Source organism: Burkholderia sp. WSM2230 (genome assembly GCF_000472445.1).
Classification (GTDB): Bacteria; Pseudomonadota; Gammaproteobacteria; order Burkholderiales; family Burkholderiaceae; genus Paraburkholderia.
In genome coordinates this window covers 469,722-495,883 of the sequence record NZ_AXAJ01000001.1, presented here as the reverse complement: position 1 = coordinate 495,883, position 26,162 = coordinate 469,722, and the positions used below count along the sequence as shown (strand labels likewise).

21 protein-coding genes are annotated in these 26,162 nt (G+C 61.9%); 11 read left to right on the top strand and 10 right to left on the bottom strand.

All coding sequences use genetic code 11. The features are described from left to right. Window positions 1-79: 79 nt before the first annotated feature. From A3AC_RS0102240 to A3AC_RS0102220, 5 genes are all read right to left on the bottom strand, one after another. A complete protein-coding gene (locus A3AC_RS0102240; RefSeq protein WP_025596882.1) occupies window positions 80-931 on the bottom strand; it encodes a carbohydrate ABC transporter permease in 852 nt (283 codons plus the stop codon). 9 nt (window positions 932-940) lie between these two features. Continuing rightward, complete coding sequence (locus A3AC_RS0102235) at window positions 941-1,921, bottom strand: carbohydrate ABC transporter permease (RefSeq protein WP_025596880.1); 981 nt, start codon at window positions 1,919-1,921, stop codon at window positions 941-943. A 141-nt stretch (window positions 1,922-2,062) separates the two neighbouring features. Further along, complete coding sequence (locus A3AC_RS0102230; protein WP_025596879.1) at window positions 2,063-3,316, bottom strand: ABC transporter substrate-binding protein; 1,254 nt, start codon at window positions 3,314-3,316, stop codon at window positions 2,063-2,065. Window positions 3,317-3,392: 76 nt separating this feature from the next. Beyond that, a complete protein-coding gene (locus A3AC_RS0102225) occupies window positions 3,393-5,390 on the bottom strand; it encodes a beta-galactosidase (protein WP_025596878.1) in 1,998 nt (665 codons plus the stop codon). A gap of 11 nt (window positions 5,391-5,401) precedes the next feature. After that, window positions 5,402-6,553, bottom strand: a complete 1,152-nt coding sequence (locus A3AC_RS0102220; RefSeq protein WP_025596876.1) for an ABC transporter ATP-binding protein — start codon at window positions 6,551-6,553, stop codon at window positions 5,402-5,404. 190 nt (window positions 6,554-6,743) lie between these two features. Here A3AC_RS0102220 and A3AC_RS0102215 point away from each other — a divergent pair, with 190 nt between their 5' ends. The 5 genes from A3AC_RS0102215 to A3AC_RS0102195 all read left to right on the top strand — a co-directional run bounded on the left by A3AC_RS0102215 (window position 6,744) and on the right by A3AC_RS0102195 (window position 12,387). Then, window positions 6,744-7,775 carry a LacI family DNA-binding transcriptional regulator gene (locus A3AC_RS0102215; RefSeq protein WP_025596874.1) on the top strand — a complete coding sequence of 344 codons (1,032 nt, stop codon included), beginning with the start codon at window positions 6,744-6,746 and terminating at the stop codon, window positions 7,773-7,775. Window positions 7,776-8,164: 389 nt separating this feature from the next. Continuing rightward, window positions 8,165-9,169: a sugar ABC transporter substrate-binding protein gene (locus A3AC_RS0102210; protein ID WP_025596872.1), complete on the top strand. Its 1,005-nt coding sequence runs from the start codon at window positions 8,165-8,167 to the stop codon at window positions 9,167-9,169. Between the two features lie 87 nt (window positions 9,170-9,256). Continuing rightward, window positions 9,257-10,243 carry an ABC transporter permease gene (locus tag A3AC_RS0102205; RefSeq protein ID WP_025596870.1) on the top strand — a complete coding sequence of 329 codons (987 nt, stop codon included), beginning with the start codon at window positions 9,257-9,259 and terminating at the stop codon, window positions 10,241-10,243. A 90-nt stretch (window positions 10,244-10,333) separates the two neighbouring features. Next, window positions 10,334-11,131: an ATP-binding cassette domain-containing protein gene (locus tag A3AC_RS0102200; protein WP_025596868.1), complete on the top strand. Its 798-nt coding sequence runs from the start codon at window positions 10,334-10,336 to the stop codon at window positions 11,129-11,131. Window positions 11,132-11,160: 29 nt separating this feature from the next. After that, window positions 11,161-12,387, top strand: a complete 1,227-nt coding sequence (locus tag A3AC_RS0102195) for an ROK family transcriptional regulator (RefSeq protein ID WP_025596866.1) — start codon at window positions 11,161-11,163, stop codon at window positions 12,385-12,387. 16 nt (window positions 12,388-12,403) lie between these two features. Here the strand turns inward: A3AC_RS0102195 and A3AC_RS0102190 are convergent, their stop codons facing one another. Continuing rightward, on the bottom strand, window positions 12,404-15,490 hold the full coding sequence (locus A3AC_RS0102190; RefSeq protein ID WP_025596864.1) for a transglycosylase domain-containing protein: 3,087 nt from the start codon (window positions 15,488-15,490) through the stop codon (window positions 12,404-12,406). Window positions 15,491-15,681: 191 nt separating this feature from the next. Beyond that, window positions 15,682-16,695, bottom strand: coding sequence for a LysR family transcriptional regulator (locus A3AC_RS0102185; protein WP_025596862.1), 1,014 nt, complete (start codon window positions 16,693-16,695; stop codon window positions 15,682-15,684). A gap of 129 nt (window positions 16,696-16,824) precedes the next feature. Between A3AC_RS0102185 and A3AC_RS0102180 the strand changes: the two genes are divergently transcribed. The 3 genes from A3AC_RS0102180 to A3AC_RS0102170 all read left to right on the top strand — a co-directional run bounded on the left by A3AC_RS0102180 (window position 16,825) and on the right by A3AC_RS0102170 (window position 19,992). Then, window positions 16,825-17,757 carry a dihydrodipicolinate synthase family protein gene (locus tag A3AC_RS0102180; RefSeq protein WP_025596860.1) on the top strand — a complete coding sequence of 311 codons (933 nt, stop codon included), beginning with the start codon at window positions 16,825-16,827 and terminating at the stop codon, window positions 17,755-17,757. Window positions 17,758-17,815: 58 nt separating this feature from the next. Further along, complete coding sequence (locus A3AC_RS0102175; protein ID WP_025596858.1) at window positions 17,816-19,105, top strand: NAD(P)/FAD-dependent oxidoreductase; 1,290 nt, start codon at window positions 17,816-17,818, stop codon at window positions 19,103-19,105. A 161-nt stretch (window positions 19,106-19,266) separates the two neighbouring features. Then, entirely contained in the window at window positions 19,267-19,992 is a 726-nt protein-coding gene (locus A3AC_RS0102170; RefSeq protein WP_025596856.1) for a TetR family transcriptional regulator, read from the top strand. 99 nt (window positions 19,993-20,091) lie between these two features. Here the strand turns inward: A3AC_RS0102170 and A3AC_RS0102165 are convergent, their stop codons facing one another. Genes A3AC_RS0102165 through aroQ form a run of 3 tightly spaced genes read right to left on the bottom strand, consistent with a single transcriptional unit; the run spans window position 20,092 to window position 22,884 of the window. Beyond that, window positions 20,092-21,471: an MFS transporter gene (locus A3AC_RS0102165; protein ID WP_025596854.1), complete on the bottom strand. Its 1,380-nt coding sequence runs from the start codon at window positions 21,469-21,471 to the stop codon at window positions 20,092-20,094. Between the two features lie 58 nt (window positions 21,472-21,529). After that, on the bottom strand, window positions 21,530-22,420 hold the full coding sequence (locus A3AC_RS0102160; protein ID WP_442856446.1) for a shikimate dehydrogenase: 891 nt from the start codon (window positions 22,418-22,420) through the stop codon (window positions 21,530-21,532). Window positions 22,421-22,428: 8 nt separating this feature from the next. Continuing rightward, complete coding sequence (gene aroQ / locus A3AC_RS0102155; protein WP_025596850.1) at window positions 22,429-22,884, bottom strand: type II 3-dehydroquinate dehydratase; 456 nt, start codon at window positions 22,882-22,884, stop codon at window positions 22,429-22,431. Window positions 22,885-23,292: 408 nt separating this feature from the next. Here aroQ and A3AC_RS0102150 point away from each other — a divergent pair, with 408 nt between their 5' ends. The 3 genes from A3AC_RS0102150 to A3AC_RS0102140 all read left to right on the top strand — a co-directional run bounded on the left by A3AC_RS0102150 (window position 23,293) and on the right by A3AC_RS0102140 (window position 26,160). Beyond that, on the top strand, window positions 23,293-25,176 hold the full coding sequence (locus tag A3AC_RS0102150; protein ID WP_025596849.1) for a bifunctional sugar phosphate isomerase/epimerase/4-hydroxyphenylpyruvate dioxygenase family protein: 1,884 nt from the start codon (window positions 23,293-23,295) through the stop codon (window positions 25,174-25,176). Window positions 25,177-25,413: 237 nt separating this feature from the next. Then, window positions 25,414-25,746 carry a hypothetical protein gene (locus A3AC_RS0102145; RefSeq protein ID WP_025596847.1) on the top strand — a complete coding sequence of 111 codons (333 nt, stop codon included), beginning with the start codon at window positions 25,414-25,416 and terminating at the stop codon, window positions 25,744-25,746. A 153-nt stretch (window positions 25,747-25,899) separates the two neighbouring features. Beyond that, window positions 25,900-26,160, top strand: coding sequence for a hypothetical protein (locus A3AC_RS0102140; protein WP_025596845.1), 261 nt, complete (start codon window positions 25,900-25,902; stop codon window positions 26,158-26,160). Window positions 26,161-26,162: the final 2 nt, after the last annotated feature.

Sequence of the window (26,162 nt, the reverse complement as noted above, 5' to 3'; positions counted from 1 at the left end):
CAGCGCCAGTTGGCGTGCCGTGGGTTCGTGCCGTGGGTTCTTTTGCCGACGGCTCTCGCGCAAAGAGGCGTCGGTCGCTTCAACCCTTCGTCGCGCCGAACGTGAGGCCGGCGACAAAGTGCTTCTGCATCGCGAAGAACATTGCCACGGAAGGCAGCGCTGCGAGAATCGAGCCGGCGGAAACCAGATTCCACGCGGTCGTCCACTGGCCCTTCAATGCGGCGACGCCGACCGTGATCGGCGCGGCGTCATCGCCCTGCGTCAAACAGAGCGCCCAGAAGTAGTCATTCCAGACAAAGGTGAAAACGAGGATTGCCAATGCCGCAAGCGCGGGCCGTATCAACGGAAGCACGATCCTGAAGAACACGGTCCATTCGTTCGCGCCTTCAATCCGCGCCGCCTCGACCAGTTCGAACGGCAGCTGCTTGATGAAGTTGCGCAGGAACAGCGCGCAAAATCCGGTCTGAAACGAAATGTGAAAGAGGATCAATGCGCTGACGGAATTGAATACGCCCAGTTGCAGCGACAGGTCGCGTACTGGAATCATCAACACCTGCACCGGCACGAAGTTGCCCGCAACAAAAGTCGCAAACAACGAGGAATTGCCCCTGAAACGATAGATTGCGAGCGCGAAACCTGCCATTGCAGCGAGTGCAATCGAACCGACCACCGCGGGCACGGTAATGAGCACGCTGTTCCAGAAGTAATGCAGCATCGGCGAAGTGGTGAGCGCCTCGCGATAGTTGTCGAATAACGCGAAGTGCTTCGGCCAGCCCCAATAGTTGCCTTCGCTGAGTTCTTCCGTGGAGCGCACGGATGTAACGAGCACGGCGATCATCGGCAGAAGCCAGATCAGCAATGCGATCGGCAGAGTCAGTTTGTAGACGCGGCGCGTGGCCGGTTTCCATTTGTCGATTGGAATGGGAAACATGGTCGCTCCTTATTGCTCCGCGCGCAGCATCCGGCGCAAGTGATACACGATGTACACCAGCATGATGCCGAACAGCACGACAGCGACTGCCGCCGAATAACCGATGCGGTAGTACTTGATTGCCTGGTCGTACATGTAATAGGCAAGCACCGTCGAGCTTTCGAACGGGCCGCCGCCTGTCATCACCGAAATCAGGTCGAAGCTGCGCAATGCGCCAATGATCGTGACGACGATCGCCATGAACGTGGTGGGCCGTAATTGCGGAAGTATTACGTGCCACAGCATAGACCAGCCGCGTGCGCCCTCCATGCGTGCGGCCTCTATCTGCTCGGCATTGAGCGATGTCAGGCCGGTCAGATAAAGAATCATGCAATAGGCGGTTTGCGGCCACAGTGCGGCGAATACGATGCCGAAAGTCGCATAGCGTGGATCGCCGAGGACCGGCACGCCGTGACCGAGAATCATCGCGAGCAGGCCGAAAGTCGGATCGTAGAACCACGAGAAGATCAGCCCCACTACCACGCCCGACAATACGAATGGCGCAAAAAACAGCGATTTGACGATGCGAATGCCGGCCACCGCCTGGTTCAGGTAGAGCGCGACGGCGAGTCCCATCGGCGGAGCGAGCAGGAATAGCAGCAGCCAGACGAGGTTGTTTTTCAGCGCCGTATAGAACGTCTGCGCATTGAACAGCTCGATGTAATTGGCGAGGCCGACAAAGGTCGGCTCTGTCATGCCGTCCCAGTTGAAGAAGCTAAGACGTATGGTCGAGAGGATCGGCCAGATCACGTAAATGGCCACCATCACGCAAGCCGGCGCGAGAAACAGAAACGCAGCACGCCGCTGGCGCCGCGCCGTCGGCGAAGGACGGCGCCCACGCGCGCGCGCGTTGTGCGCGTGGGCACTCGACGCGCTGCCCGACGCCGGCAATCCGGAAGCGCCTGGCTCAACGGGTCCGCCTACAGTATGGCGGGTGACGGAATGCGACAAGATGATCCTCCGGTCCCATGCAAAGCTGTCGGCCTAAGTTAGCGCTTCAGCGCGTACTCGGGCCCCATGCAGAGCTGTCGGCCGGAGCCACCCGCTCTGGCCGGATACACCAGTAAGCGGCCTCGCGGCCGCCACCCTTCGCTACTTCTTGTAGATCCGCTTGCGCGTCTGCTCGAGTTGCGCGAGCACGCTGTCGAGTTTCGACGGATCGGAAATGAACTGCTGCATTCCCTTCATGCCTTCATCGGCCATTTCCTTCGTCATGTCACGATCGTAGAACTGCGCAATGCCGCCCTTGGTATTCGCGAGAATCTGAAAGCCGATCTTCGAAATAGGGTCTTCCGGCTCGGGAGACTTGCTGTTCGCCGACAGCGAACCCAGACCCGTAGCCAGCTTCGCGCCAATTTCCGGTGTCTCGACAAATGCGAGGAACGTATGCGCGTCTGCCTTGTTCTTCGCTTTCGACGGAATATGCAGCGATTCGACCGGACCGTCTTCGGCAGTCGGCACGTTGGCGTCGATAATCGGGAACTGGAAGTAGCCCATTTGAGGCTTCACGTTCGTCGGAAAGCCCGCGGTGATGAACGTGCCCATCAGCATCATCGCGGCCTTGCCCTGGAACAGGAACGGCTGCACTGCATCCAGATCGTAGGAGAGCGAGTTGTCGATGAAATAGCCGGCGTCGATCAACTGCTTCCACGCCGTGTAAACCTTCTTCACGCGCGCGTCCGTGTACGGAATTTCGCCCGCCATCAGCTTCTGATGAAATGCGTTGCCGTTCAAACGCAGGTCCAGATAGTCAAACCAGCCGGCGAGCGTCCATGCATCGCGGCCCGCCACGGCAATCGGCGTGATGCCGGCTGCTTTCAGCTTCTTGCAGTCGTCAAGAAACTGGTCCCACGTTTTCGGCTCGCCTGAAATGCCGGCCTTCTGGAACAGATCCTTGCGATAGAACATGCCCCACGAGTAGTACACCGTGGGCGCCGCATATTGCTTGCCCTTATACGACGACGCTTCTTTCGTCGACGCATACATTTCGTTCCAGCCGTTCTTCGCCCAATCGCCGCTCAGGTCTTCGAAAAGGCCGCGCTGCGCGTAATAGGCCATGCGTTCACCGTCATGCCAGTTGACGATGTCAGGCGCGACCGTCGACAGCCAGCCGGGTAGTTGCACTTTGTAGGCTTCTTCGTCGATAAACGACACTTTCACGTCGATACCGGGATGAGCCTTCTTGAAGTCGTCCACCACCGATTGCCACACCGCGCGCTGGCTCGCGCCCTTGAACGCGATGTTGGCAGTCAGCGTGCCGGCCTGTGCGGTGCTGGAAACGGACGTTCCGAGTGCGGCCGCAGCGAGCGCGAGTGTCAGCAGAACCTTGCGTGGTTTCATTTTCATGCTACGTGTCTCCTTTATTCCTTGATTTTGCGTCGTTGTCGTTACTGCCTGGAATGCCGGCTTGCAAATCGTCCCGTTACTTGACCGGTCGGCTGGATCGATACACTGCTACGCCCTGCGGTTCGACTGCACGCGAACCGATTACAAAAGTGTCGTCTGCAACATCGGCAATCGTATGTATGCAATCGCCGTAGTTGAACACGTAGGTCAGTGCGCCGCGCCGGCTGATGCGAACACCTTCACCGGGTGAAATCGTTTCGATGCCCGCCTGCTGCGCGATCTGCGCAAAAAACCGAACGGTGAGCGCTTCGTCAAACAGACTTGCGAAGTAATGAAACGCGCCGCTTCGTACATACGCGGGGTGGCCGTCAGCGAAACGCGCGAGCACGTCAAACGAATGCACGTCATTGCATTCGATGAAATCGCGCCAATGACGCGCGACGCCAACCTCCGCGCCGACCTCGTGCGCCCCTTCAGGACGAACGGGTTCGGTTACGTTCGGCCGCATCGATTCGACGCGCCACACTCGCAGCGGCAACACGTCCGCGAGCGCGCCAGGCGGAAGATTCGCGGGGATCTGCAAGTCCTGCGTCTTCGAACCAGTGCGCGGCCCGAGTATCACTTGCGCGCCAGAGCCTGCAAGACGCGCGGCCAGATCTGCTGGCACCACGGGAAGCGGCGGCACCACAATCATGCTGTAGCCGTCGAGCGATGCGTCGACCGGCACGACATCGACATCGAGACCTAACGCACGCAATGCGGAGTAGTACTCGAATGCAAAGCGCGGATAGTGAAAGTCCGCACCCTGCGGATGAATTTCGAAGAGCCACTTCGCTTCGTAGTCGTAGACGAGCGCGACTTTCGAACGAATCGCGGCTTCGGCGTCCGCGTTCGCCGCAAGTACTGCGCGAATGTCTTTGGCCACTTTCGCCGCCTCGCTGCCGCCCACGTCGAGCCGGTTATCCGGCGTATTCAGACCTGCATGCATCTGTTCCTGCGCGAACGGCGCCTGACGCCAGCGGAAGTACGATACGCAGCCCGCGCCGTGGGCGAACGCCTCCCAACTCCACAAACGCACCATGCCAGGGAGCGGTGCGGGATTCCACATCGCCCAGTTCACCGGACCCGGTTGCTGCTCCATGACCCAGAAAGGCAGCTTCGACATACCGCGGTACACGTCATGATTGAACGACGCAAAGTCAGGATGACCGGTGCGCAGCCAGCGCGCTTTCACTTCGGGCGCGAACCATTGCTCTTCGAGCGCGCCGAGCGGATAGCTGTCCCACGCGGCGACGTCGAGATCGGCGGCAACCTTGTAGTGATCGAACTCGGTGAACAGTTGCATGAAGTTGTGCGCGACGGGCCGCCCAGGCGAATGCGCGCGAATGATCTCGACCTGCATGCGGTTATAACGCGCGACTTCATCAGACGCGAAGCGCCGGTAGTCGAGCCGATGCGAAGGGTGCGCTTCGGTCACCGTTGCAACCGGCGCGTCGATCTCGTCGAAACTGCGGTACTCCATGCTCCAGAATACGGTGCCCCACGCGCGGTTCAATGCGTCGACCGTTTTATAACGCGCCCTCAGCCACTCGCGAAAACGGGTGACTGCTGCCGCCGAATAACTGACCACAGTGTGATGGCAACCGAACTCGTTATCGGTCTGCCAGTATGCAACTGCGGGATGCTTGCCGTAACGCTCGGCAATCGCGGTGCAGATCTTCTGCGAGGCCGCGAAATACGAAGGCGACGAAAAGTCATAGTGGCGCCGCGACCCGAACGCGCGGGGGCGGCCATCGGCACCAACCGGCAAGATGTCCGGATCACGGTCGATCAGCCACTTGGGCGGCGTAGCCGTCGGCGTGCACATCACCACCTGCAAACCTGCTGCGCCGAGTACCTCGACCGCGCGATCGAGCCACGCCCAATCGTATTCGCCAGGCGTCGGTTCAATGCGGCTCCATGCAAACTCGGCGATTCGCACCTGTTCGATGCCGAGTGCTTTCATCCGGCGCGCGTCGTCTTCCCACATCGACTCGGGCCAGTGTTCCGGGTAGTAGCAGACTCCAAGGCGCATCCGAATGTCCTTTATGCGTAGTGTTCGACGGATTCGAGCGAAGCGGCGGCAAAGCCGTCTTCGGTAAACAAATGCGTTGCGTGGCGTGGCACGCGCAAATGCGCTCGATCTCCGGGCGCGAGACGCGTATTTCCCGGCGCTTTTGCGATCAGCGCTGCGCCGCCGGGTTGATCGAGATGCACATAACTGTGTTCGCCGAGTTGCTCGACGAGCGAGACGGTGCGCGTCAGAACCGCGTCGTCATGTGAAGCTGACCTGTCGATGAATTCAAGGTGCTCTGGACGCACGCCGAGCGTTACGGTTTGAGAGATCTGGAGCGCCGCGCCATCCACGGGCACGCGCACGGTTTCCTGCGTAGCCTCGAGTGTGACGACCACTCCTTGCGCGTCGACAGAAGCAACATGTCCCGGCAAAAAGTTCATGCGCGGAGAACCGATGAAGCCGGCAACAAAGCGGCTCTTTGGACGGTGATACAACTCGAGCGGCGCGCCGATCTGCGCGATGCTGCCGTAGCGCTCTGTGTCCTTGCCTGCATGCAGCAACACGATCTTGTCCGCGAGCGTCATCGCTTCTATCTGATCGTGCGTGACATACACCACACTCGCCTTCGCAAACTGCTTATGCAGCCGCGCAATTTCAATGCGAGTCTGGCCGCGCAGAGTTGCGTCGAGATTGGAAAGAGGTTCATCGAATAGAAACACGCCCGGCTCGCGGACGATCGCGCGGCCAATTGCAACGCGTTGACGCTGACCGCCCGACAACGCTTTCGGCTTGCGTTCCAGCAGCGCTTCCAGTTGCAGAATGCGCGCGGCTTCACGCACCTTGCGCTCGATTTCTTCCTTGGGGGTTTTAGCGAGCTTCAATCCGAATGCCATGTTCTCGAACACGGTCATATGCGGAAAGAGCGCGTAGCTCTGAAACACCATCGCGACGCCGCGCTGCGCGGCGGGCACGTCGTTCATGATGTTTCCGCCGATGAACAGGTCGCCATCGGTCACGTCCTCCAGGCCTGCGATCATACGCAGCAAGGTGGACTTGCCGCAGCCGGAAGGTCCGAGAAATACGCAGAATTCGTTTTCGCCGATTTCCAGATCGACGTCGCGAATCACCGGCGCGCCGTCGCCATACGCTTTCTGCACGCCTCTTAACGAAATGCTCGCCATCGCATCGACTCCGTGATTTAATCGGCTCGACGACGGAGATTAAGCGCTTAATCAGCAAGGCCGAAAAAATCGATCGCAATGCGATCGTCCGTCCTTGCCTGTCTCCATGTCGTTTGTCTGTGCGACAGATGGTGCCGTGCCTTGTGCTTTGATGCAAATGCCGGGTAACCATCCCAAATAATGAAGAGACATGCCTACACTTAGCGAAGTCGCGCGCCATGCGGGCGTCACGCCCGCCACTGTATCCAACGTGTTGCGCAATCGCGGCCGCGTCGGCGAGACGACACGGCAACGCGTGCTCGCGTCCGTCGATGCCCTCGGCTACCGGCCGCATCTCGCCGCTCGCGCGCTGGCCGAAGGCCGCGCGCCCACACTCGCACTAATGGTGTCGAGCATCGCGAATCCGTTCTATCCGGAGTTCGCGCTCGCCGTCGAACGTGCGGCGCGCACGAGCGGCCACTTCGTCATCATCTGCAATACTAACGATGATCCTGTGACCGGCCGCGCGTACCTGGACCAGATTGCCGGCACGCTCTCCGAAGGCGTGCTGGTGACGAACGCGAACCTGCAGTTCGCCGATCTTCACGTGATCGAATCGCGCGGCACGCCCGTGGTTTTGTGCATGTGGGAGCGGCCAAACGAGCCGCCGGGCTTGCCATGCGTCGCCGTGGATTTTCGTCTGGCCGGCGAGCTTGCCGGTCAGCATCTGCTCGAGCTCGGACATCGGCGGATCGGGGCCATTGTCGGCAGCAAGGTTTCCGGCATTCATGCGGCGCGCTATGAAGGTTTCGTCGACGCGCTGCGCGCGGCAGGCGTGCGCAAGAATCGCGTCAAACATGCAGCGGATACGGTCCAAGGCGGCTATACGGCGGCGCGTGCATTGCTCGAAGCCGATCCGCAAATCACCGCAATCTTCGCGACCAACGATCTGCCGGCGCTGGGCGCAATGCATGCAGCCGCGGACCTCGGCCTCGCCGTGCCAACGGATCTGTCAGTGATCGGCATCACCGATATTCAACTGGCGCGCGAATCGCGGCCTGCGTTGACCACGGTCGCCGTACCGACCGTGGAAGTGGCCGGCCTCGCCGTGTCGCTGCTGCGCGAGCTGATCGAGTCGTCGTATGGACAGGCGGGACGCGGCAAGACCAAAGTGCCAATGCGCGTTTCGTCGGCACCGAAACTTGTGATGCGGGCGTCGACGGGCACGCCGCGCGCAGGTTAAAGATTCGGCGGTACGGCTGCAAATCGGGCGCGGACGTGGTGTCATCGCGCTCGTTGTATGCCGCCTGACTTTCAACTGACCTTTATCGCAGCCAGGACTTTCCCCAATCCGGTCCGCGCCACGCTGCATTGCGTCACCGCTCAAGAGCCCCGCCCCATAACGCTTTGCGCGCTCTCATGGGGTTTTGGCAGACACACCTCGTCGATAAGATTCCTTGACGGGTCCACTCGCGCCTGCTGTACTAAATCAACCAAAGTGATTTAAGCAGCGAACTTCGATCGTGGCTCACCTGCTCGAATCAGGCCCCCAACCAGGTTGCGACCGCGCAGCGTTCGCGTGTGCAACCGCCACCATCAAAGCGTCATTGCCAATAACCGGAGGAGCGTTCCATGAATCTGAATTCCCGCAGGCTTCCTGTCGTCAGGAAAATCGTCTCTATGTGCGTTGCAGCGTCGGCGGTCTGGTGTGCGAGCGCGAGCCAGGCCGCCGACCAGCCCGTCGTGGGCCTCATCACGAAGACCGACACGAACCCGTTCTTCGTGAAGATGAAGCAAGGCGCCGAAGCGGCCGCGTCGAAAGACGGTGCAAAGCTGGTGACCGCTGCCGGCAGGTTCGACGGCGATAACGCAAGTCAGGTGACCGCGATCGAAAACATGATGACGGCCGGCGCGAAAGCAATTCTGATCACACCTAGCGACACCAAAGCAATCGTGCCGAGCATCAAGAAAGCGCGCGCGGCCGGTGTGATGGTGGTCGCGCTCGATACGCCGACCGATCCACAGGACGCAACCGACGCCCTCTTCGCCACCGACAATTTCAAGGCCGGCGTGTTGATCGGCAAATACGCGAAAGCTGCGCTGAACGGCAAGCCCGCAAAGATCGCCACGCTCGACCTCGCGCCCGGCGTTTCAGTAGGCGTGCTGCGCCATAACGGCTTTCTCGAAGGCTTCGGCGTGAAGGAAGGCGATCCGTCCATCGTATGCAGTCAGGACACGCGCGGCGATCAGGCGAAAGGCCAGACAGCGATGGAAAACTGCCTGCAGAAAGCACCGGACATCAACGTCGTGTACACGATCAACGAACCGGCGGCTGCGGGTGCGTACCGTGCGCTGAAAGCTGCGGGCAAGGACAAGGGCGTGATGATCGTTTCCATCGACGGCGGCTGTGAAGGCGTGCGCAACGTGAAGGCCGGCTCGATTGCCGCAACCTCGCAGCAGTATCCGTTGAAAATGGCCTCGCTCGGCGTGACGGCCGGCGTCGATTACGCAAAGACCGGCAAGAAGGTTTCGGGCTATCAGGACACGGGCGTGACGCTGATCACCGACAAGCCGATGTCCGGCATCGACAGCAAGGACACCAAATTCGGCCTCGACAACTGCTGGGGCAACAAGTAACGAGCACTGCACGGCGGCCCGCGTACCGGGCCGCCGCGTGATTCGCCGCGTGGCACACAGCCGCGCTCATGTTTCGAGGACATCATCATGTCGACTCCATCCGCGCCCGCGGGCCATCCGCGCCATTTCTTCGACCGCCTGCCGTCGCTCGCCGAAGTCGGGCCGCTCATTGCGCTCGTGCTGGCATGCGCATTCTTCATTTCGCAGAGCAGCCGCTTTCTGTCGTTCCAGAACCTTTCGCTGATCCTGCAACAGACGATGGTGGTCGCGGTCATCGCCATCGGTCAGACGCTGATCGTACTGACGGGCGGCATCGACCTGTCGTGCGGCATGGTGATGGCGTTCGGCTCCATCATCATGACCAAGTTCGCCGTCACGCTGGGGCTGCCGCCGGCCGTCGCGATTCTCTGCGGCATCGGCGCGAGCACATTATTCGGCGTACTGAATGGCGTGCTCATCACGCGCATCAAGCTTCCCGCGTTCATCGTCACGCTTGGCACGCTGAACATTGCGTTTGCGCTCACGCAGATCTATTCGAACGCGGAAAGCGTGTCGAATCTGCCGGAGGCAATCATGTTCTTCGGCAACACGTTCAAACTGGGCCCCGCCGATGTCACCTACGGCACCGTCCTCACCTTGCTGATGTATCTGGCCACGTGGTTCGTTCTGCGCGACACGGTTCCCGGGCGGCACCTGTATGCGCTCGGCAATAACGCCGAGGCCGCGCGCCTGATGGGCTTGTCGTCGCAGAAGATCCTGCTCACGGTCTACACGCTGGCGGGCGCGATCTACGGCATTGCTGCGCTGCTCTCGGTATCGCGTACCGGCGTGGGCGACCCGCAAGCGGGCCAAACGGAGAACCTCGACAGCATTACTGCGGTCGTGCTGGGCGGCACGAGTCTCTTCGGCGGACGCGGCTCGATTTCCGGCACGCTGCTCGGCGCGCTGATTGTCGGCGTGTTCCGCAACGGCCTGACCTTGATCGGCGTTTCTTCGGTCTACCAGGTTTTGATCACCGGCATGCTGGTGATTCTCGCGGTGGCCGCGGACAAACTCTCTCATCGCCGCGGTTGAGCACTGGACCGCAATTATCTTTGCATGCCGCCCGAGTGAGTGCGCAGGCACTACACCCCACGCGCCCACTCAGGCTGACAGGAGCCCGTCATGTCGACAACTACTTCCGCTTCTGCCCCGCTGCCCGTCCTGCAGGCACGTGGGCTCGTCAAACGTTATGGCAATGTGACCGCGCTCGACGGCTGTGATTTCGAGGTGTTGCCCGGCGAAATTCTCGCTGTGATCGGTGACAACGGTGCAGGCAAATCGTCGTTGATCAAGGCGCTTTCCGGCGCGACGGTGCCGGACGAAGGCGAGATTCTGCTCGACGGCAAGCCCGTCAGATTCCGCAGCCCGCTGGATGCACGCGCTCAGGGCATCGAAACCGTGTACCAGGAACTCGCGGTCGCGCCGGCCATGAGCATCGCGGAAAATCTGTTTCTCGCGCGGGAATTGCTGAAGCCGGGCTGGCGCGGTTCAATCTTCAAGATGATCGACAAACGCCGCATGCTCGAAGAAGCGACCGCGCATATGAAGGACCTGCAGATCGGCATTCGCTCTATGCGCCAGTCAGTCGAAACGCTTTCGGGCGGTCAGCGCCAGGGCGTTGCAGTGGCGCGCAGCGCGGCATTCGCGCGGCATGTCGTGATTCTCGACGAGCCTACCGCCGCGCTCGGCGTGAAAGAAGGAAACATGGTGCTCGAACTGATTCGCCGTGTGCGCGACCGGGGGCTGCCGGTGATTCTCATCAGCCACAACATGCCCCATGTATTCGAGGTCGCGGATCGCATTCACATTCAGCGGCTCGGACGGCGCGCCGCGCTCGTCAAGACGAAAGACGTGCATATGTCGGACGCCGTGGCGATCATGACGGGCGCCAAAGAAGCCGACGTCAAGGCGATTGCATGATGCAGTCACTCCGCTGAGGGCCCGCGATCATGGATACCACCGGCATCCGCCCGTCCCTCAAACGCACGGTCGGCTCCAACCAGGTCGGCATGCGACAGTTCAACGAACGCATCGTGCTACAGGCGATCCGTTTGCATGGGCCGCTGCCGAAGGCCGACGTGGGCCGCCTCACACGTCTTTCGATGCAGACAGTGTCGATGATCGTCGGTCGTCTGATCGAAGACGGTCTCCTGGAAAAGCAGGCTCGCGTGCGCGGCAGAATCGGCCAGCCGTCGGTGCCGATCGCGTTGCGCGCGGACGGTGCGTACACGATCGGCATCAAGGTGGGACGGCGCAGTCTCGATGTGCTGGCAATGGATTTCGCCGGCCGCGTGGTCTGCCGCGATGTATTCGAGTACCCATATCCCGATCCGCGCACGCTGTTTCCCGCGCTGGAAAGCAGGCTGGCACGCGTGAATCAGACGCTCGGCGCGAATGCGGGCAAGGTAGTCGGCGTCGGGGTGGCCGCGCCGCTGTGGCTCGGTGGCTGGCGCGACTTTCTCGGCGCGCCGCCCGACGCGCTCGATGCATGGCACGAAATCGACTTGCGCTCGCGCATCGCGACAATGACGGGTCTGCCGGTGGAATTCGCAAAGGACACCACGGCCGCCTGTGCCGCCGAACTCGTGATGGGTCAGGGGCGCGGCATCCACAATTTTCTGTATCTGTTCGTGGGCACTTTTATCGGCGGCGGACTCGTGATCGACGGGCGCCTGCATGGCGGGCCGCACGACAACGCCGGCGCAGTCGGCTCGATTCCGCTGCGCGAGAACAGCGCACGCAAGCCTGCTCGGCAGTTGCTGCATGCGGCATCCGGCTTCGTGCTCGAACGTCTGTTGAGCGAAGCAGGCAAACCCGCCGCGGCCGCGCACGACCATCGCGCGTTGTCGCCGGACATGTGGCGGCATACCGAGGAATGGCTAGACAGCGCCTGCCCGGCGATTGCCAGCGCGCTCACCAATGCCGCCGCGCTGCTCGACCTCGAAGCGGTCGTGATCGACGGTGAACTCGACCGGCAAATGGTGCGCGAAATCATTCGCCGCACGGAGCGCGTGCTCGACCGGTTCGAGTGGGAAGGAATGGTGCGCCCGCAACTATTGGAAGGTGCCATTGGCGCCGATGCGCGCGCGATGGGCGGCGCGATTCTGCCGCTGTACGCGCACTTCGCACCCGTGCATGAACTCTTTCTCAAGCCGGCAACCGAGCCCGCCTATTGATGAAGCGTGACTGCCTTTATTGCGCCGCGACTTTTGTAGCGGCGACAGAAGCGGTCTTCGCAGGCACAGAGTCCAATAACGGCTGCAACGCAGGCGCCATCGACTTCAGCAATTGCACGGACAGCGCGCTTGTGAACTCGTAGCGCGCGGCATACGGTTCGTGTACCCACGCGGTCAGCGTGCCGTAAAAGCGATCGCCGAAAGCGAACACGAACGTCGCGCTGCGGTTCACCTTGCGCGACTCGATGAGCCGCGCGCCCTTGGCGAATACGTTAAACCGCTGATCGCCTGTGCCGGTTTTGCCGTACACCTGCAGCGTACGGCCGTCCGGAAACGTCATGCCTGGCGCGAGACGCCGCGCGGTGCCGCCCGTCACGACGTCGCGCAACATGCCTTTCACCGTTGCGGCGATTTCCGGCGCGAGTTGCTGTTGCGGCGCGACCGCCGCGCGCCGGAAATGCGTTTCGTAGGGCGTGTCTTTCGCAAAGTCCAGCTGCGTGAGACTTTCGGTCGGCACCTTGTTGCCGTCGTTTGCAATCAGGCCGATCAGTTGCGCGAGCGCAGCAGGCCTGTCGCCCGACGCGCCAATGGCTGCCGCATACGAAGGCGTCAGCGTCGCGAACGGATAGCCGAGCGCCTGCCACGATTTGCCGATTGCCTCGTAGGCGCGCAATTCGACCATGCGTTTGATGCGACGATCCTGCGTCGCGTGATAACGCGTCTTGAAGAGCCACGAATAGCTTTGCAGGCGCACGTCCTTGCTTGCGTTCTGAATTTCGTTGAGCGTGGCCTTCGGATGCTCGCGCAGATAATTGAGCGCCCATAGTTCCAATGGATGCACGCTCGCGATGTAGCCGCGATCGTTCAGATTGAAGCGGTCGATGCCGTATTTCGCGTAGAGCTTCGCGAGGTCCTCGTCGTCGAGCACGGAGGCCGCCGGTGTATTTTTCAGTGCGGCTCGCATCTTCTGGTTGAACCATGCATTCGATTCGTCCGGCGCGACACTGCGCAATACGGTGGCCACTTTCGGCGGAGATTTACGCACGCCGAGCAGCAATAGCGCGAGCGCCTGCTCGCGCGTCTTGCCCTGATACTTCGTGTAGAAACGATTCATGTACACGCGGCTTTCCTGATCGGCGAAACGCGTCAAATACATCTTGCGGATCGCCGGATCGCTCAGCCACTGCGAAGAAGGTCCGGTGGTCTGCACCATCTCATAGTGAACGATGTCGCGCATCAGCCGCACGAACACAAGATTCACCGAATGCTGGAATGCGCGGTGCACCGTGAGAATGCGGCTGTTGTCGTCCGCTTCGAAGTTGTTGAAGGTCTGCGCGCCGCCACCCGTGTAGAACGTTTCGCCTGGACTTGCCGAATATTTGCGTTCCACGGCTGCGTCCAGCATAGGCTGCAACGAGCGGTCCTGCGTGTGGGACAGATAGTCGAGTGCCCAGCGTGTCAACTGGTCGCTCGGATCGGGCTTGACGGCTTTCAGCTCAGCAGCGCTGCGAGCCGCATAACGGTCATGCAGTTGCGACACGATCTGCAGATACGTCACCATGGTGCGCAGTTTTGCAGTGGAACCGAGATTGAGCCGTGCGCCGGAATTGATGTCAAACGGCTGGTTTACGCTGTCCGTTTGCACGCGTACGAGATTGGCGCCGTCGCGCCGCTCGAACAGCGTAAAGCTGTAGGCGATTTTCGACGGGTCGTCGGAAGCGCGCAGCATTTCATAACCGACGAGGCCCGCGGCCTTCGCGCCCTCGCGGGTGGCGGCAGCGGCAAGCCGTTCGCTCACCGCCTGTTGCACGGCATTATTGAGCGTACCCGTGGCTTGCAGATCGAGCCGGTCGAGTTCGTAGAAGCTGGGAATGCCGAGGGCCGCCAGCAGATTCGAGCGCATCGATGTGACGGCCTTGCGCGACACGAACGAGCCGGCGTTTTCAACGGGTTTCGCCGCGCGGTGCAACTGCACGTTCGCCGAAAGCGCGGCGTCGCGCAGCGCGGCCGAAATCACGCCGCCGTTCGCAAGCAGGCGCAAATAGCTGTCGGTCAATCGCTCGAGCTCAGGGTAGCCGCGATGCAGGAAATACGACGGCGCGCGCTGGGCGATCATCAGCGAAAGTACCTGGCGGAAGGCCTCGCCCTGTTCGGGGAGGTTCTGCTCGGTAGAGGGCGCGGTGAGTATGCGGTTCACGTCCGCGAAATCGCGCCCGTACCAGGCGGCGAGACCGTCGCCCATGCCGTTGATCTCGCCGATGCCGGGTTGCGCGGCAAGCGGCACCGAATTCAGGTAACGCACGACGATCTGCTGGCGCGCGGGCATGGTTTGGGGCCCGTCCAGATAGGCACGCACCGAAGCCGACGCGATCTGCCTCAGCTTTTCCGGCGGCGTTGCAGTGCGCCCGCCTGCCGAGTGGCGGAATTTCTCGATCTGCGTGGCGAGCGTGCTGCCGCCGGGCGTCGCCTGATGATGATTGAAGACGCGCGCGCCCTGGTCGACTAGCGCGCGGCTGAAACGCCCCCAGTCGATCGCCGGATTGCGGTTCGGCTGATTGGGATCGAGCAGATAGCGGTCTTCGATAAAGAGCAGCGAGTTGATGATGACAGGCGGAATCGCCTCGAAGCTGCGGTATGCGCGGCCTGGAAAGCTCGCGCTGAATAGCGGCGCACCCGTACCGTCGAAGAGCTGCAAGCCGGCCTGGTCTTTCTCCGCGTAAGGCAGGAACAGACTTCTATCGGCGAGGGAAAGCATGCGTTCCGAATCGCGCGCCTGCGCAGTGATTTCGAAACCGCGTTGCAAGAGGCGCTGCTGGATGGACGGCAGCAGCGCATAACCGAGGCGCGTGTCGTAGGGGCCTTTATCGGCTTCGGGAAAACGGATGGAATGACTGGGGCCGTCGTCCAGGGTGAAGCCGACGTCGCGCGTAAGTTCGGACAGATAGTGCGCCTGCAGCCGGGACGTTTCTATTTCGAGCTGACACAGGCGCACCAGCCACGCCAAGCCCACCAACAACGCCGCCGCCAGCGTCCATTTGAACCATTTGCGCACCGAGGTGGTGCTGGTGGCGCGTAGCGGAAACCGAACCGATGGCCGATTCATAACTGCTCTCCCCGGACGGGTATCACCCTCGTAAATCCGACACCCTTTAATGAGTGTAGCGCGGACGCAGACACGCAATTGGTTCGGTTAAACCCCAGTGTCGCCGCTACAACACCCGTCGCGAGGACATAGCAAAGTGCGAATTGCCGTGCGATATTTGACGTCTGCGACGCGCCTGAAAAACTGCTGGTTCAGGCAGCTTTTCGCTTTATGGGCGCAGGCGCGGCTTTGCGTTTCTGCGTGGGCTTCGGCTTTGTGGGGCGTGCCTCGTCCTGCGTCTTTGTGTGCTGCCGCAGCAATTCCACCAGGCGCTCGGCGGGCGGCGACAGCACGCCACCCTTGCGCGTCACGACGCCGAAAGTCTGCGAGGGCGACTTCAGCTTGACCGGTACGAGGCGCAGCATTTTTTGCCGAATAAACACTTCGGCTATGGCAGTCGGCAACAACGACACGAGCTCCGCACTACTTTGCAGGAGCGCGACCGTCACAAAGGTGGATGCCGTGGAAATTGGGTTATCGGGCATTGCGAGCCCTGCCAGATCCATCTCGCGTTCGAGCAGCGCGTGCAACGGCATATGCGACGGATACATCACCCAACGATGATCCGCGAGATCAGCCAGCTTCACCTCCTTCCTCGGCAACGGCGGGTGGCCATAGCCCACCACCACCGATAGCGGCTCATCCGCGAGCGGACGATACTGGTATTTCGACGGATCGGCGGCCACGGCCGCGCGGCCAATCACGAGATCGAGACGGCCGTCGTCGAGTTGCCCGAGCATGCGCGCGCTCGTGTCCTCCACCACTTCGATAGACAGGTTCGGATATCCCGCATGCAGCCGATTGACGGCGGGAATCACACACTGCGGAATTGCGCCCATGATCGCGCCGATTGCAAGCCGCCCGCCGCGTCCCGAGCGTATTTCAGCCACGTCCTGACATAGCGCGGTGAGGTCCGTCGTGACGAGGCGTGCATGGCGGATCACGCAATGTCCCAGTTGGTTCGGAATCATGCCGCTTTTCGAGCGCTCGAAAAGCGGCGCTTCGAACATCGATTCGAGTTCCTGCAACGCCTTGCTGGCGGCCGATTGCGTCATCGACATGAGGCCCGCCGCCTTGTGCAGCGACTTCTGATCGTCTAGCGCGATCAGCAGTTGCAGCTGCTTCATGCGCAGTTTGCCCAGCAGAACGTTCAACGTGTTTTTCATGAAGGCGGCGGTGAGTCGTAAAAGCGATCACAGGATGGAAACAATTCAATATACCCGCCTGCCTTCGCGCCGTATAGTCGGCAGTGGAGACGTTCTTAACCCCTACCACATCTGAAAAGCGCCTGAATCATGAGCCAAGCTACTAATGCCGCCGCGCTGCGGGGCGTGTTTCCCGTTGCCCCCACCATTTTCGACGAAGCCGGCCAGTTGGACCTGGAAGGCCAGAAGCGCTGCATCGACTTCATGATCGATGCAGGCTCGAACGGTCTGTGCATTCTGGCGAACTTCTCGGAGCAGTTCGCGCTTTCCGACGAAGAACGCAACACGTTGATGGACGTCGTGCTCAAGCACGTGGCAGGCCGCGTGCCCGTGATCGTCACGACGACGCATTTCAGTTCTTATCAATGTGCTGAGCGCAGCCGCCGCGCGCAAGAGGCCGGTGCTGCAATGGTCATGATCATGCCGCCTTACCATGGCGCCACGATCCGCATCGGCGAGCGTGGCATCGAGGAGTTCTACCGCACCGTGTCCGATGCGATCGGCATTCCGATCATGATCCAGGACGCGCCGGTCAGCGGCACGCCGCTGTCGGCGCCGTTTCTCGCGCGCATGGCCCTTGAAATCGAACATGTGTCGTACTTCAAGATCGAAGTGCCGCAAGCAGCAAACAAGCTGCGCGAACTCATCCAGTTGGGCGGCGACGCGATCGTGGGACCGTGGGACGGCGAGGAAGCCATTACGCTGATGGCCGATCTCGATGCGGGCGCAACGGGTTCGATGACGGGCGGCGGCTATGCGGACGGCATCCGCCTGATCGTCGACGCCTATGCGGCCGGCGACACCGAAGCGGCCGCCGCGCACTATGAGCAGTGGCTGCCGCTCATCAACTACGAAAACCGCCAGGGCGGTCTCGCATCGTGCAAGGCGTTGATGAAGGAAGGCGGCGTGATCCGCTCGGACGCGGTGCGTCATCCGCTGCCGGCGATGCATCCCGCCACGCGCGAAGGATTGCTGAAGATCGCGCGGCGGCTCGATCCGCTGGTGCTGCGCTGGGGCAAATAAAGCGCGGCGACGGCAAGCGGCTGGACGCGGACCGGCGATTGCCGCTACGCTAGCCGCCATGGAAAACTTTTACGAAGCCACTGTCGCTCGCCCGTCTGCTTACGCGCCGCTTGCCGGCCGGCAAAGTGTTGACGTTTGCATCGTTGGCGGCGGGCTTGCGGGACTTTCTACGGCACTGGGGCTTGCCGAGCGCGGCGTCCGGAATGCGGCCGTGCTCGAAGCCCGGCAAGTCGGTTTCGGCGCATCCGGGCGCAACGGCGGCTTTGTGTTCGGCGGCTACAGCCTCGATTGTGCCGATCTGGTCCGAACGCTGGGCGCGGCTCGCGCGCGCGAGCTGTACACGCTCACCATCGACGCGATGGATCTGATGCGCGCGCGCATCGCACGCTATCGCATGGATTGCGACGCGACCGACGCTGGCGTGATTCTCGCGAACTGGTTCGACGAGCCGACACGACTCGACATGCAGCGTCGCCTGATGCGTGATTCGTTCGGCGTCGATTGGGAACCGCTGACCGCAGAGCAGCTTGCCTCGCAATTGAAGACGCGCCGTTATCACGGCGGCCTTTTCGAGCGCAACGCGTTTCACTTTCATCCGCTGAAATACGTGCTCGGCGTCGCGCACGCAGCGGCCAATGCAGGCGTACAGATTCACGAGCAGTCGCCTGTGGTGCGTTTGCAGCGCGACGGCGCAGGCTTTATCGTGCATACGCCGCAAGGCGCCGTCGACGCGCGGCATGTGGTGATGGCAGGCGGCGGTTATGCGCGCAACGTGTACGCGAAAGTTGAACGCGCGGTGCTGCCCATTGCCACCTACGTGATGGCGACCGAGCCGCTCGGCGCGCGTCTGCAGAGTGCGATCGGCACGCGTGCGGCCGTCTACGACACCCGCTTCGCGTTTGACTACTACCGGCCTTTGCCCGACACACGCATTCTATGGGGCGGTCGCATCTCGGTACGCGACCGCGCGCCGGAGATTATCGCGGGCTTACTGCGGCGCGATCTGCTGAAGGTGTATCCGCAACTGCACGACGTGCGCGTCGATTATGCGTGGGGCGGCCTGATGAGCTACGCGCGTCACAAGATGCCGCAAATCGGCCGCAGCGTGGACGGCGTCTGGCATGCCGTCGGTTTCGGCGGACATGGCATGGCGCCCACTACTGTCGCGGGGGAATTGCTGGCCGCGGCCATTGCGGGCGAGCGCCCGGTGCCCGAAGCGTTCGCCGCATTCGGCCTCACGCCCGCCTACGGTGCGCTCGGTCTCGCGGCAGCACAGTTGACCTACACCGCAATGCAAACGCGCGATGCGTTCGCAGCGCGTCGCCGGCGGGTTCGCAGCTCCGCTTGAAACGGCGTGCACATGAGCTGGCTTCGGGCTGCATCGTGAGAAACATCGACGCAGGACGCGACGCGTCGAAACGTGCAGAAACGCGCCGAAACACGCGCGGAAGCCTGTTTTACGCATGCTAGAATGCGCCGTCACCGCCGCTCGAATAGCTCGAATACACAATGAAAAAGGGAAGCAAGGCCGCCGAATCCGATACCAACGGCATCCTGTCCGACGCGCCGCCTAAGGACGCGCGACGCAGCGACGCCCGACGTACCGACGCCCGCCGCAAGTACGACCCTGAGCAGACCAGGCGCAACATCCTCGACGTCGCGACGCAGGAGTTCTCCGCAATGGGACTGACGGGTGCGCGAGTCGACGCAATCGCGGAGCGCACGAATACCACCAAGCGCATGCTGTACTACTACTTCGGCAGCAAGGAAGGCCTGTATCAGGCGGTGCTCGAAAAAGTATATGGCGACATTCGCGCGCTCGAGCAGGACCTGCATGTGAGCGAGCTCGATCCTGTTGAAGGCATGCGCGCGCTCGTCGAATTCACGTTCGACTATCACGACCGCCAGCGGGACTTTGTGCGCCTCGTGACAATCGAGAACATCAACGGCGCGAAGTACGTCGAGCAGGTCAAGAGTTTCAAAGGCCGCAACGTCACCGTCATTCACACGATTGAAGACCTGCTGGCACGCGGCGTGGCGGCGGGCCAATTCCGTAGCGACGTCGACGCGATCGACCTGCATCTGCTGATCAGTTCGCTGTGCTTTCATCGCGTCGGCAATCGTCATACGTTCGGCACGGCGTTTGGCCGCGATCCGTCGCATCCGCGATTGCGCGCGCGTCATCGCGCGATGATCGTGGATGCTGTCTTGCGTTTCGTACGCAAGGAAGACTGAGGCGCATCACGCGCGCTTGCCAATGCGAAACGGGACGTGGCCTGCGCCACGTCCCGCTTTTTATTGTCCTGGCATTTGCACTGGCACCAGCGCCCGCGCTCAATCCACCAGCACGATCCGCTTGATGTCGCCGACAATGAAGATGTACGACAGTGCGCCAATCAGCGCCACGACGCCGATAAACACCAGCGCGCCGACAAACGATCCCGTCGCGGCCACGATGAAGCCGACCACGAGCGGCGTCACGATGCCGGCCAGATTCGCGGCGAAGTTGAAGATGCCGCCGGTGACGCCGAGCAGCCCTTCAGGCGCAATATCCGACACCAGCGTCCAGCCAAGCGCCGCCATGCCCTGCGCAAAAAACGCTACCGAAAGGATCGCAATCACGGCGACATTGCTTTCTACGTAGTTGGCGAGAATGATGGTCGACGCCAGCAGCAGACCGGCAATGATAGGCAGCTTGCGCGCGACGTTCGCTGACTTGCCGCGGCGCAGCAGCCAGTCGGAAAAGAGCCCGCCGAACATCACGCCGACCGACGCCGCGATGAACGGCATGATCGCGAAGAAGCCGATCTTCAGCCAGCCCATATGACGTTCCGTGGCGAGGTAGGTCGGGAACCACGTGAGAAAGAACACGAGCGTCGAGTTGCCGGCGAACTGGCCGAGACAGATGCCCGTCAGTTGACGATGCTTGAGCAGGCGGCCAATGGTGCGCCATTCGAAACCGCTTTTCGCAGGCGCTGTTGCGTTGCTTGCGGCGGCGGCAGTGTGCCGCTGCGTGAGGCCACCGCCTGCCTCGATATAGTCGAGCTCGGCCTGATTCGCCGACGGATGATCGCGCGGTTCGCGATACATCGACCACCAGACCAGACCGAACGCAATACCCACACCGCCCACGACATAGAACAGCGAACGCCAGCCGAATGCGCCCATCAGCATGAACAGAAAAGGGCTGAAGAAAGCGAGCCCGATATATTCGCCGACGGTGTAGGTGCCCGTCGCCATCGCGCGTTCGCTCTGCGGGAACCACGTGGCCACGACGCGGCTATTCGTCGGGAAGCACGGCGCTTCGGAGACGCCGAGACCGAGACGGAACACGAACAGCCCGGCAACGCCGTGCACGAGCCCTTGCGCGAGCGTGCAAAGCGACCAGAACGTCATCGACAGGAAATAGGTCAGCTTGCTGCCGAAGCGGTCCAGAAAAAGGCCCCCCGGAATTTGCGAAGCGACGTAGCTCCACGAGAACACCGAGAACAGCAGGCCCATCAGCGCGGCGTTGATGCCAAGTTCCTTGGTCAATTGCGGCGCGGCAATGCCGAGCACCGTACGGTCCAGATAGTTGATCATGGTGCCGACGGCGAGCAGCCCGAGTATCTGATAACGGGCATTGGAGCGGCGCGCCGTAGTGGCCCTCATGGTCGTATGCGCACCGGCCTGACTCTTTGCGTCGGCTGGACTGGATTGAATCGGTTGCGGCATGGGTTCTCGTCTCCTCTAACTGGTTAGGTGTCCGTCATTTACCGGCGTGCGCAACCGGTTAGCGTTCCAGCAACGACTGAAAATGGGTGTAGACGCGCTCGGCATCGGGCTCGCATCCGGTGAAGATGCGCATGGCGTCGACTGCCTGATACACCGCCATGCCGCCGCCCGTCAGCGTGCGGCACCCGAGCGCTTCGGCCGCCTGCAACAACGCGGTGCGAATCGGGAAATAGACGATATCCGCAACCCACAGACCGCGATGCAGCAATTCGGCAGGCAGCGGCAGTCCGGGCAGCTTGGCCATGCCGGTGGGCGTCGCGTGGATCAGGCCGTTGGCGGCGGCGAGCGTTTCGCCGAGCGCTGCGTCGGACGAGGCGCCCGCAGTGACTGTGCGGTCGGCAAAGCGCTTTTGCAGTTCCGCCGCGAGCGATGCGGCACGAGCCGCGTCGACGTCGAACAGGGTCAGCGTTTGCGCGCCCATGGCGAGCGCCGCATGCGCGACCGCTGCGCCCGCGCCACCCGCGCCCAGTTGCACGACGCGTTCGAGCGACACGTCGGGCAAGCCGCGTTGAAAAGCGCGGGCGAAGCCGGACCAGTCCGTGTTGTGGCCGATGCGCTTGCCGTCCTTGAAAAGCACGGTGTTGACCGCACCGAGCGCGCGGGCATCGTCGGACAATTCGTCGAGCAGAGGAATGACCGCCTGCTTGCACGGATACGTGATGTTCAAACCGTTGAAGCCCATGCGTTCGGCGGCAAGCAGCAGGTCAGGCAGTGCTGAAACGTCGAGCTTCAGCGCTTCGAGATCGATGCGGCGGTACACATAATGCAAGCCGAGCTGGCTGCCTTCTTCCTCGTGCATCGCGGGGCTCAGCGATCCGCCAATGCCCGAGCCGATCAGACCGACCAGATACGAATTGGCGCTGGCCTGCGCACTTGTTTGTGCATTCATTGGCGTGTTCATTTGGCCGCCCTATTCTTGAGGATGGTGGCCATCCGCTCGAGCGCGAGCACGTAGCCTTGCGTACCGCAACCCACAATGATCGCCTCCGCCACCGCCGAGACATACGAGTGATGCCGGAACGCCTCGCGCCGATGCACGTTTGAAATATGCACTTCGATGACGGGCTTTTCGATTGCTGCCAGCGCGTCGGCAATCGCCACCGACGTGTGAGTGTACGCAGCGGGATTGATGACGATGCCATCGGCCTTCGTGCGCGCCGCGTGCAGCCAGTCGATCAGTTGGTGCTCGGCGTTCGACTGACAGAAATCGACCGACAAATCGAGACGCTCGCCTGCGTCGCGGCAAAGCCGGGCCACGTCGTCCAGCGTCTCGGAGCCGTAGATGGCCGGCTCGCGTGTGCCGAGCAGGTTGAGGTTCGGCCCATTGAGGACCAGTACTGACGCGAAACTCATGATCGTCTCCTGTGGACCGGAATCAGCGCTTTAGCCTTCGATCCGAAGTTCGCGCTCCAGCGCACTGCTCCGTCTCATGCACAGCACTCGCTCCGCTCCCCTGCACCGTAGTTGCAAAAGTGGAACATGAAGCGCCCGGCCACGGACCCGCAACGCTTCTCAACATAGGGCGAAGTGTGCGCGCATGAGCCGTCCGCGTCATTCGGGGTTTATACGAATTTGTACCATCTAGTTAGTTTGTATATGCTGTCGAAAAATGCGCTTACTATGGGCAATTCTGGCTCACGTCTTGCTGAACAAGTAACGAACTAGCCCATTTTTCGCATCGCAACAATGTCTGCGGGAAAGCCGGCGCACCTACGATGCGCGTTCCCGGCAGCCGTCCGACTGTTTTTGCAGGAGCCGTTCATGCAACGTTCCATCGCCACCGTGTCGATCAGCGGCACCCTCGTCGAGAAGCTGACCGCGATTCAGGCGGCCGGCTTCGAGGGCGTCGAGATCTTCGAAAACGACCTGCTGTATTTCGACGGCTCACCCGCCGACGTGCGGCGCATCGCGGAAGACCTCGGCCTGAAAATCATGCTGTTTCAGCCGTTTCGCGACTTCGACGGCGTGAGCGCCGAGCGCCTCGCACGCAATCTCGACCGGGCGAAACGCAAGTTCGACGTGATGCACGAACTCGGCACAGACCGCATTCTGGTGTGCAGCAATGTGTCGCCAGACACCATCTGCGACGACGCGCTGATGACCGAGCAGCTCGGCGCGCTCGCGCTGGTGGCCGAGGCGGCCGGCGTGATCGCCGGTTATGAGGCGCTCGCGTGGGGCAGGCATGTCAAGACCTACCGGCACGCGTGGAAGCTCGTGAACGCGGTGAACCACCCTAATCTCGGACTCGTGCTCGACAGCTTCCACACGCTGTCGCTTAACGACAGCGTCGAGGGCATCGCGGATATTCCGGGCGAGCGCATTGCGTTCGTGCAGATCGCCGACGCGCCCAGGCTTGCCATGGACGTGCTCGAATGGAGCCGCCATTACCGCTGCTTTCCGGGCCAGGGCGATTTCGACGTCGTGAACTTCACGGCTCAGGTCGTCAAAGCGGGCTACAACGGCCCGCTTTCGCTGGAAATTTTCAACGACGGTTTTCGCGCCGCGCCCACCACGATTACCGCCGCGGACGGGCATCGTTCGCTGCTGTTTCTCGAGGAGCAGACGCGAGCGTTGCTGGAAAGCGGGCGGCAACCGGTGGGCGAGCTTTACGAGTCGCCGGCGGCGCCCGCGCACGTCGGCTATCAGTTCCTGGAATTCGCCGTGGACCACACCACCCGCGCGCATCTCGCGGATTGGCTCGGCAAGCTGCGCTTTCGCCAGGCAGGCCAGCATCGTTCGAAAGATGTGACGCTGTATCAGCATGGCGCCGCTTCGATCGTGCTGAACGCTGAGCCTGATTCGTTCGCCAATGCGTTCTTCCAGCAGCACGGTTTGTCGCTGTGCGCATCGGCGTTTCGCGTCGACGACGCGAAGCAGGCGTTCGAGCGCGCCGCCGGCTTCGGCTATGCGCCGTTCTCCGGTCAGGTCGGCCCGAACGAACGCGTGCTGCCCGCGGTGCAGGCGCCGGACGGCAGCCTGAATTATTTCGTCGACGAAACTCCCGACCAGCCCACGCTGTTCGAAGCCGATTTCGTGCTCACGGACATCAACGGGCCGGCGGAAGTCGGCCCGCTCAGCCGCATCGATCACGTGTGCCTCGCGGTGCCGGCGAATTCGCTCGATACATGGGTGCTGTTTCTGCGCACGGCGTTCGGCTTTCAGGCCGAGCCCGGCGTGCTCGTGCCCGATCCGTATGGTCTCGTGCGCAGCCGCGCGCTGCGCAGCCGCGACGGTTCGGTGCGCGTGGTGCTGAACGCATCCGTGGATCACCATACGGCGGTGGCGGAAGCGCTGCACACCTATCACGGCTCGGGTCTGAACCACGTGGCGTTCAGTACGGGCGACATTTTCAGCGCGATTCCCGAATTCGTCGCCGACGGCTTGCCGGTGCTGCGGATCCCACGTAATTACTACGACGATCTCGCCGCCCGTTATGCGCTGCCGGATGAGACGCTCGAAGCGCTGCGCGAGCACAACATCCTCTATGACCGCGACGAGCGCGGCGGGGAGTTTTTCCACGCTTATACGGAACAGCTCGATCAGCGCTTTTTCATGGAGATCGTCGAGCGGCGCGGCGGCTATGACGGCTACGGCGCGGGCAATGCTGCCGTGCGGCTCGCGGCGCAGGCGCAGCGGCGGAGATAAGCAGCGGAAAGAAGCGGCCGCGATAAGCTGGCCACCCGGGCACGCAGCATGCGCCATCGGCTGGGGGCGAGGCTTCGCCCGATATAATGACGCCTGATTCGCGGTCCGCGCCGCGCGGCTGTGCCGCCAGTTATGTCTGCGGCGGTGTCCGCGGTGGCTGTGTGCGGCCGCAACACGCTAACGCTGCCTCGGGTTCGCCCACACCCACCGCCCGCCGCATGAAACGCCAGGAGAGATATGAAGAAGTTTGCCGTAGTCCTGTCAGTTCCCCTCTTTCTCAGCGCTTGCGCCTACTTTCAGAAGAACCCGGACGCCGGCGAGCCGGTCACGGACACTACGACGCAGCGCTCGGTCAACGACGTCATCGCCTGCCTGACGCAACTGGCCTCCAACCACAATGCCGCGTTCAAATCCACGTCGATTCCGCAGGGCCAGATGCTGGACTTCGGCGATTCAAACGTGATCAAGGTGCGCAGCGACAATGGAGCGACCACTTACCGCTTCTATGCGGGCAAGCGACATGTCAACAATCTGTGGATCGAAACGGCCGCGAAAACCTGCGCGCCGTGAACCCGTCGAGTGTCGCCGGAAGCCCGCTGTTAACGGTTGGTAAGGCGTGTGAGTGCCATCTTCGTGTCACGGTGTTACAGGACAATGCTTCTTAAGAATCGTTTAAGACTTCGTCCCCATCATGCCTCGGACACTAACGCACGAGGTGCGCACATGAACCAGCCCGAACAGAATACCAACGACAACGCTGCGCCGGCGAGGCGTCCGACCATCCTGCGCCGTCTGCTGAGCCATCACGAACTGGCGACGCTGCTGCTCCTTCTGCACGCGCCGATCGACGCCTCCGCCAAACCCGAGATTCCGCAACTCCACGAAGCCGGTCTGATCGAAACCATTTCGAACGAAGCAGGCGGCTCGCGCATCCGCTTGACGCCCGAAGGCAATGCCGTGCTGCGCGGGCTGGGCGTCAAATAACG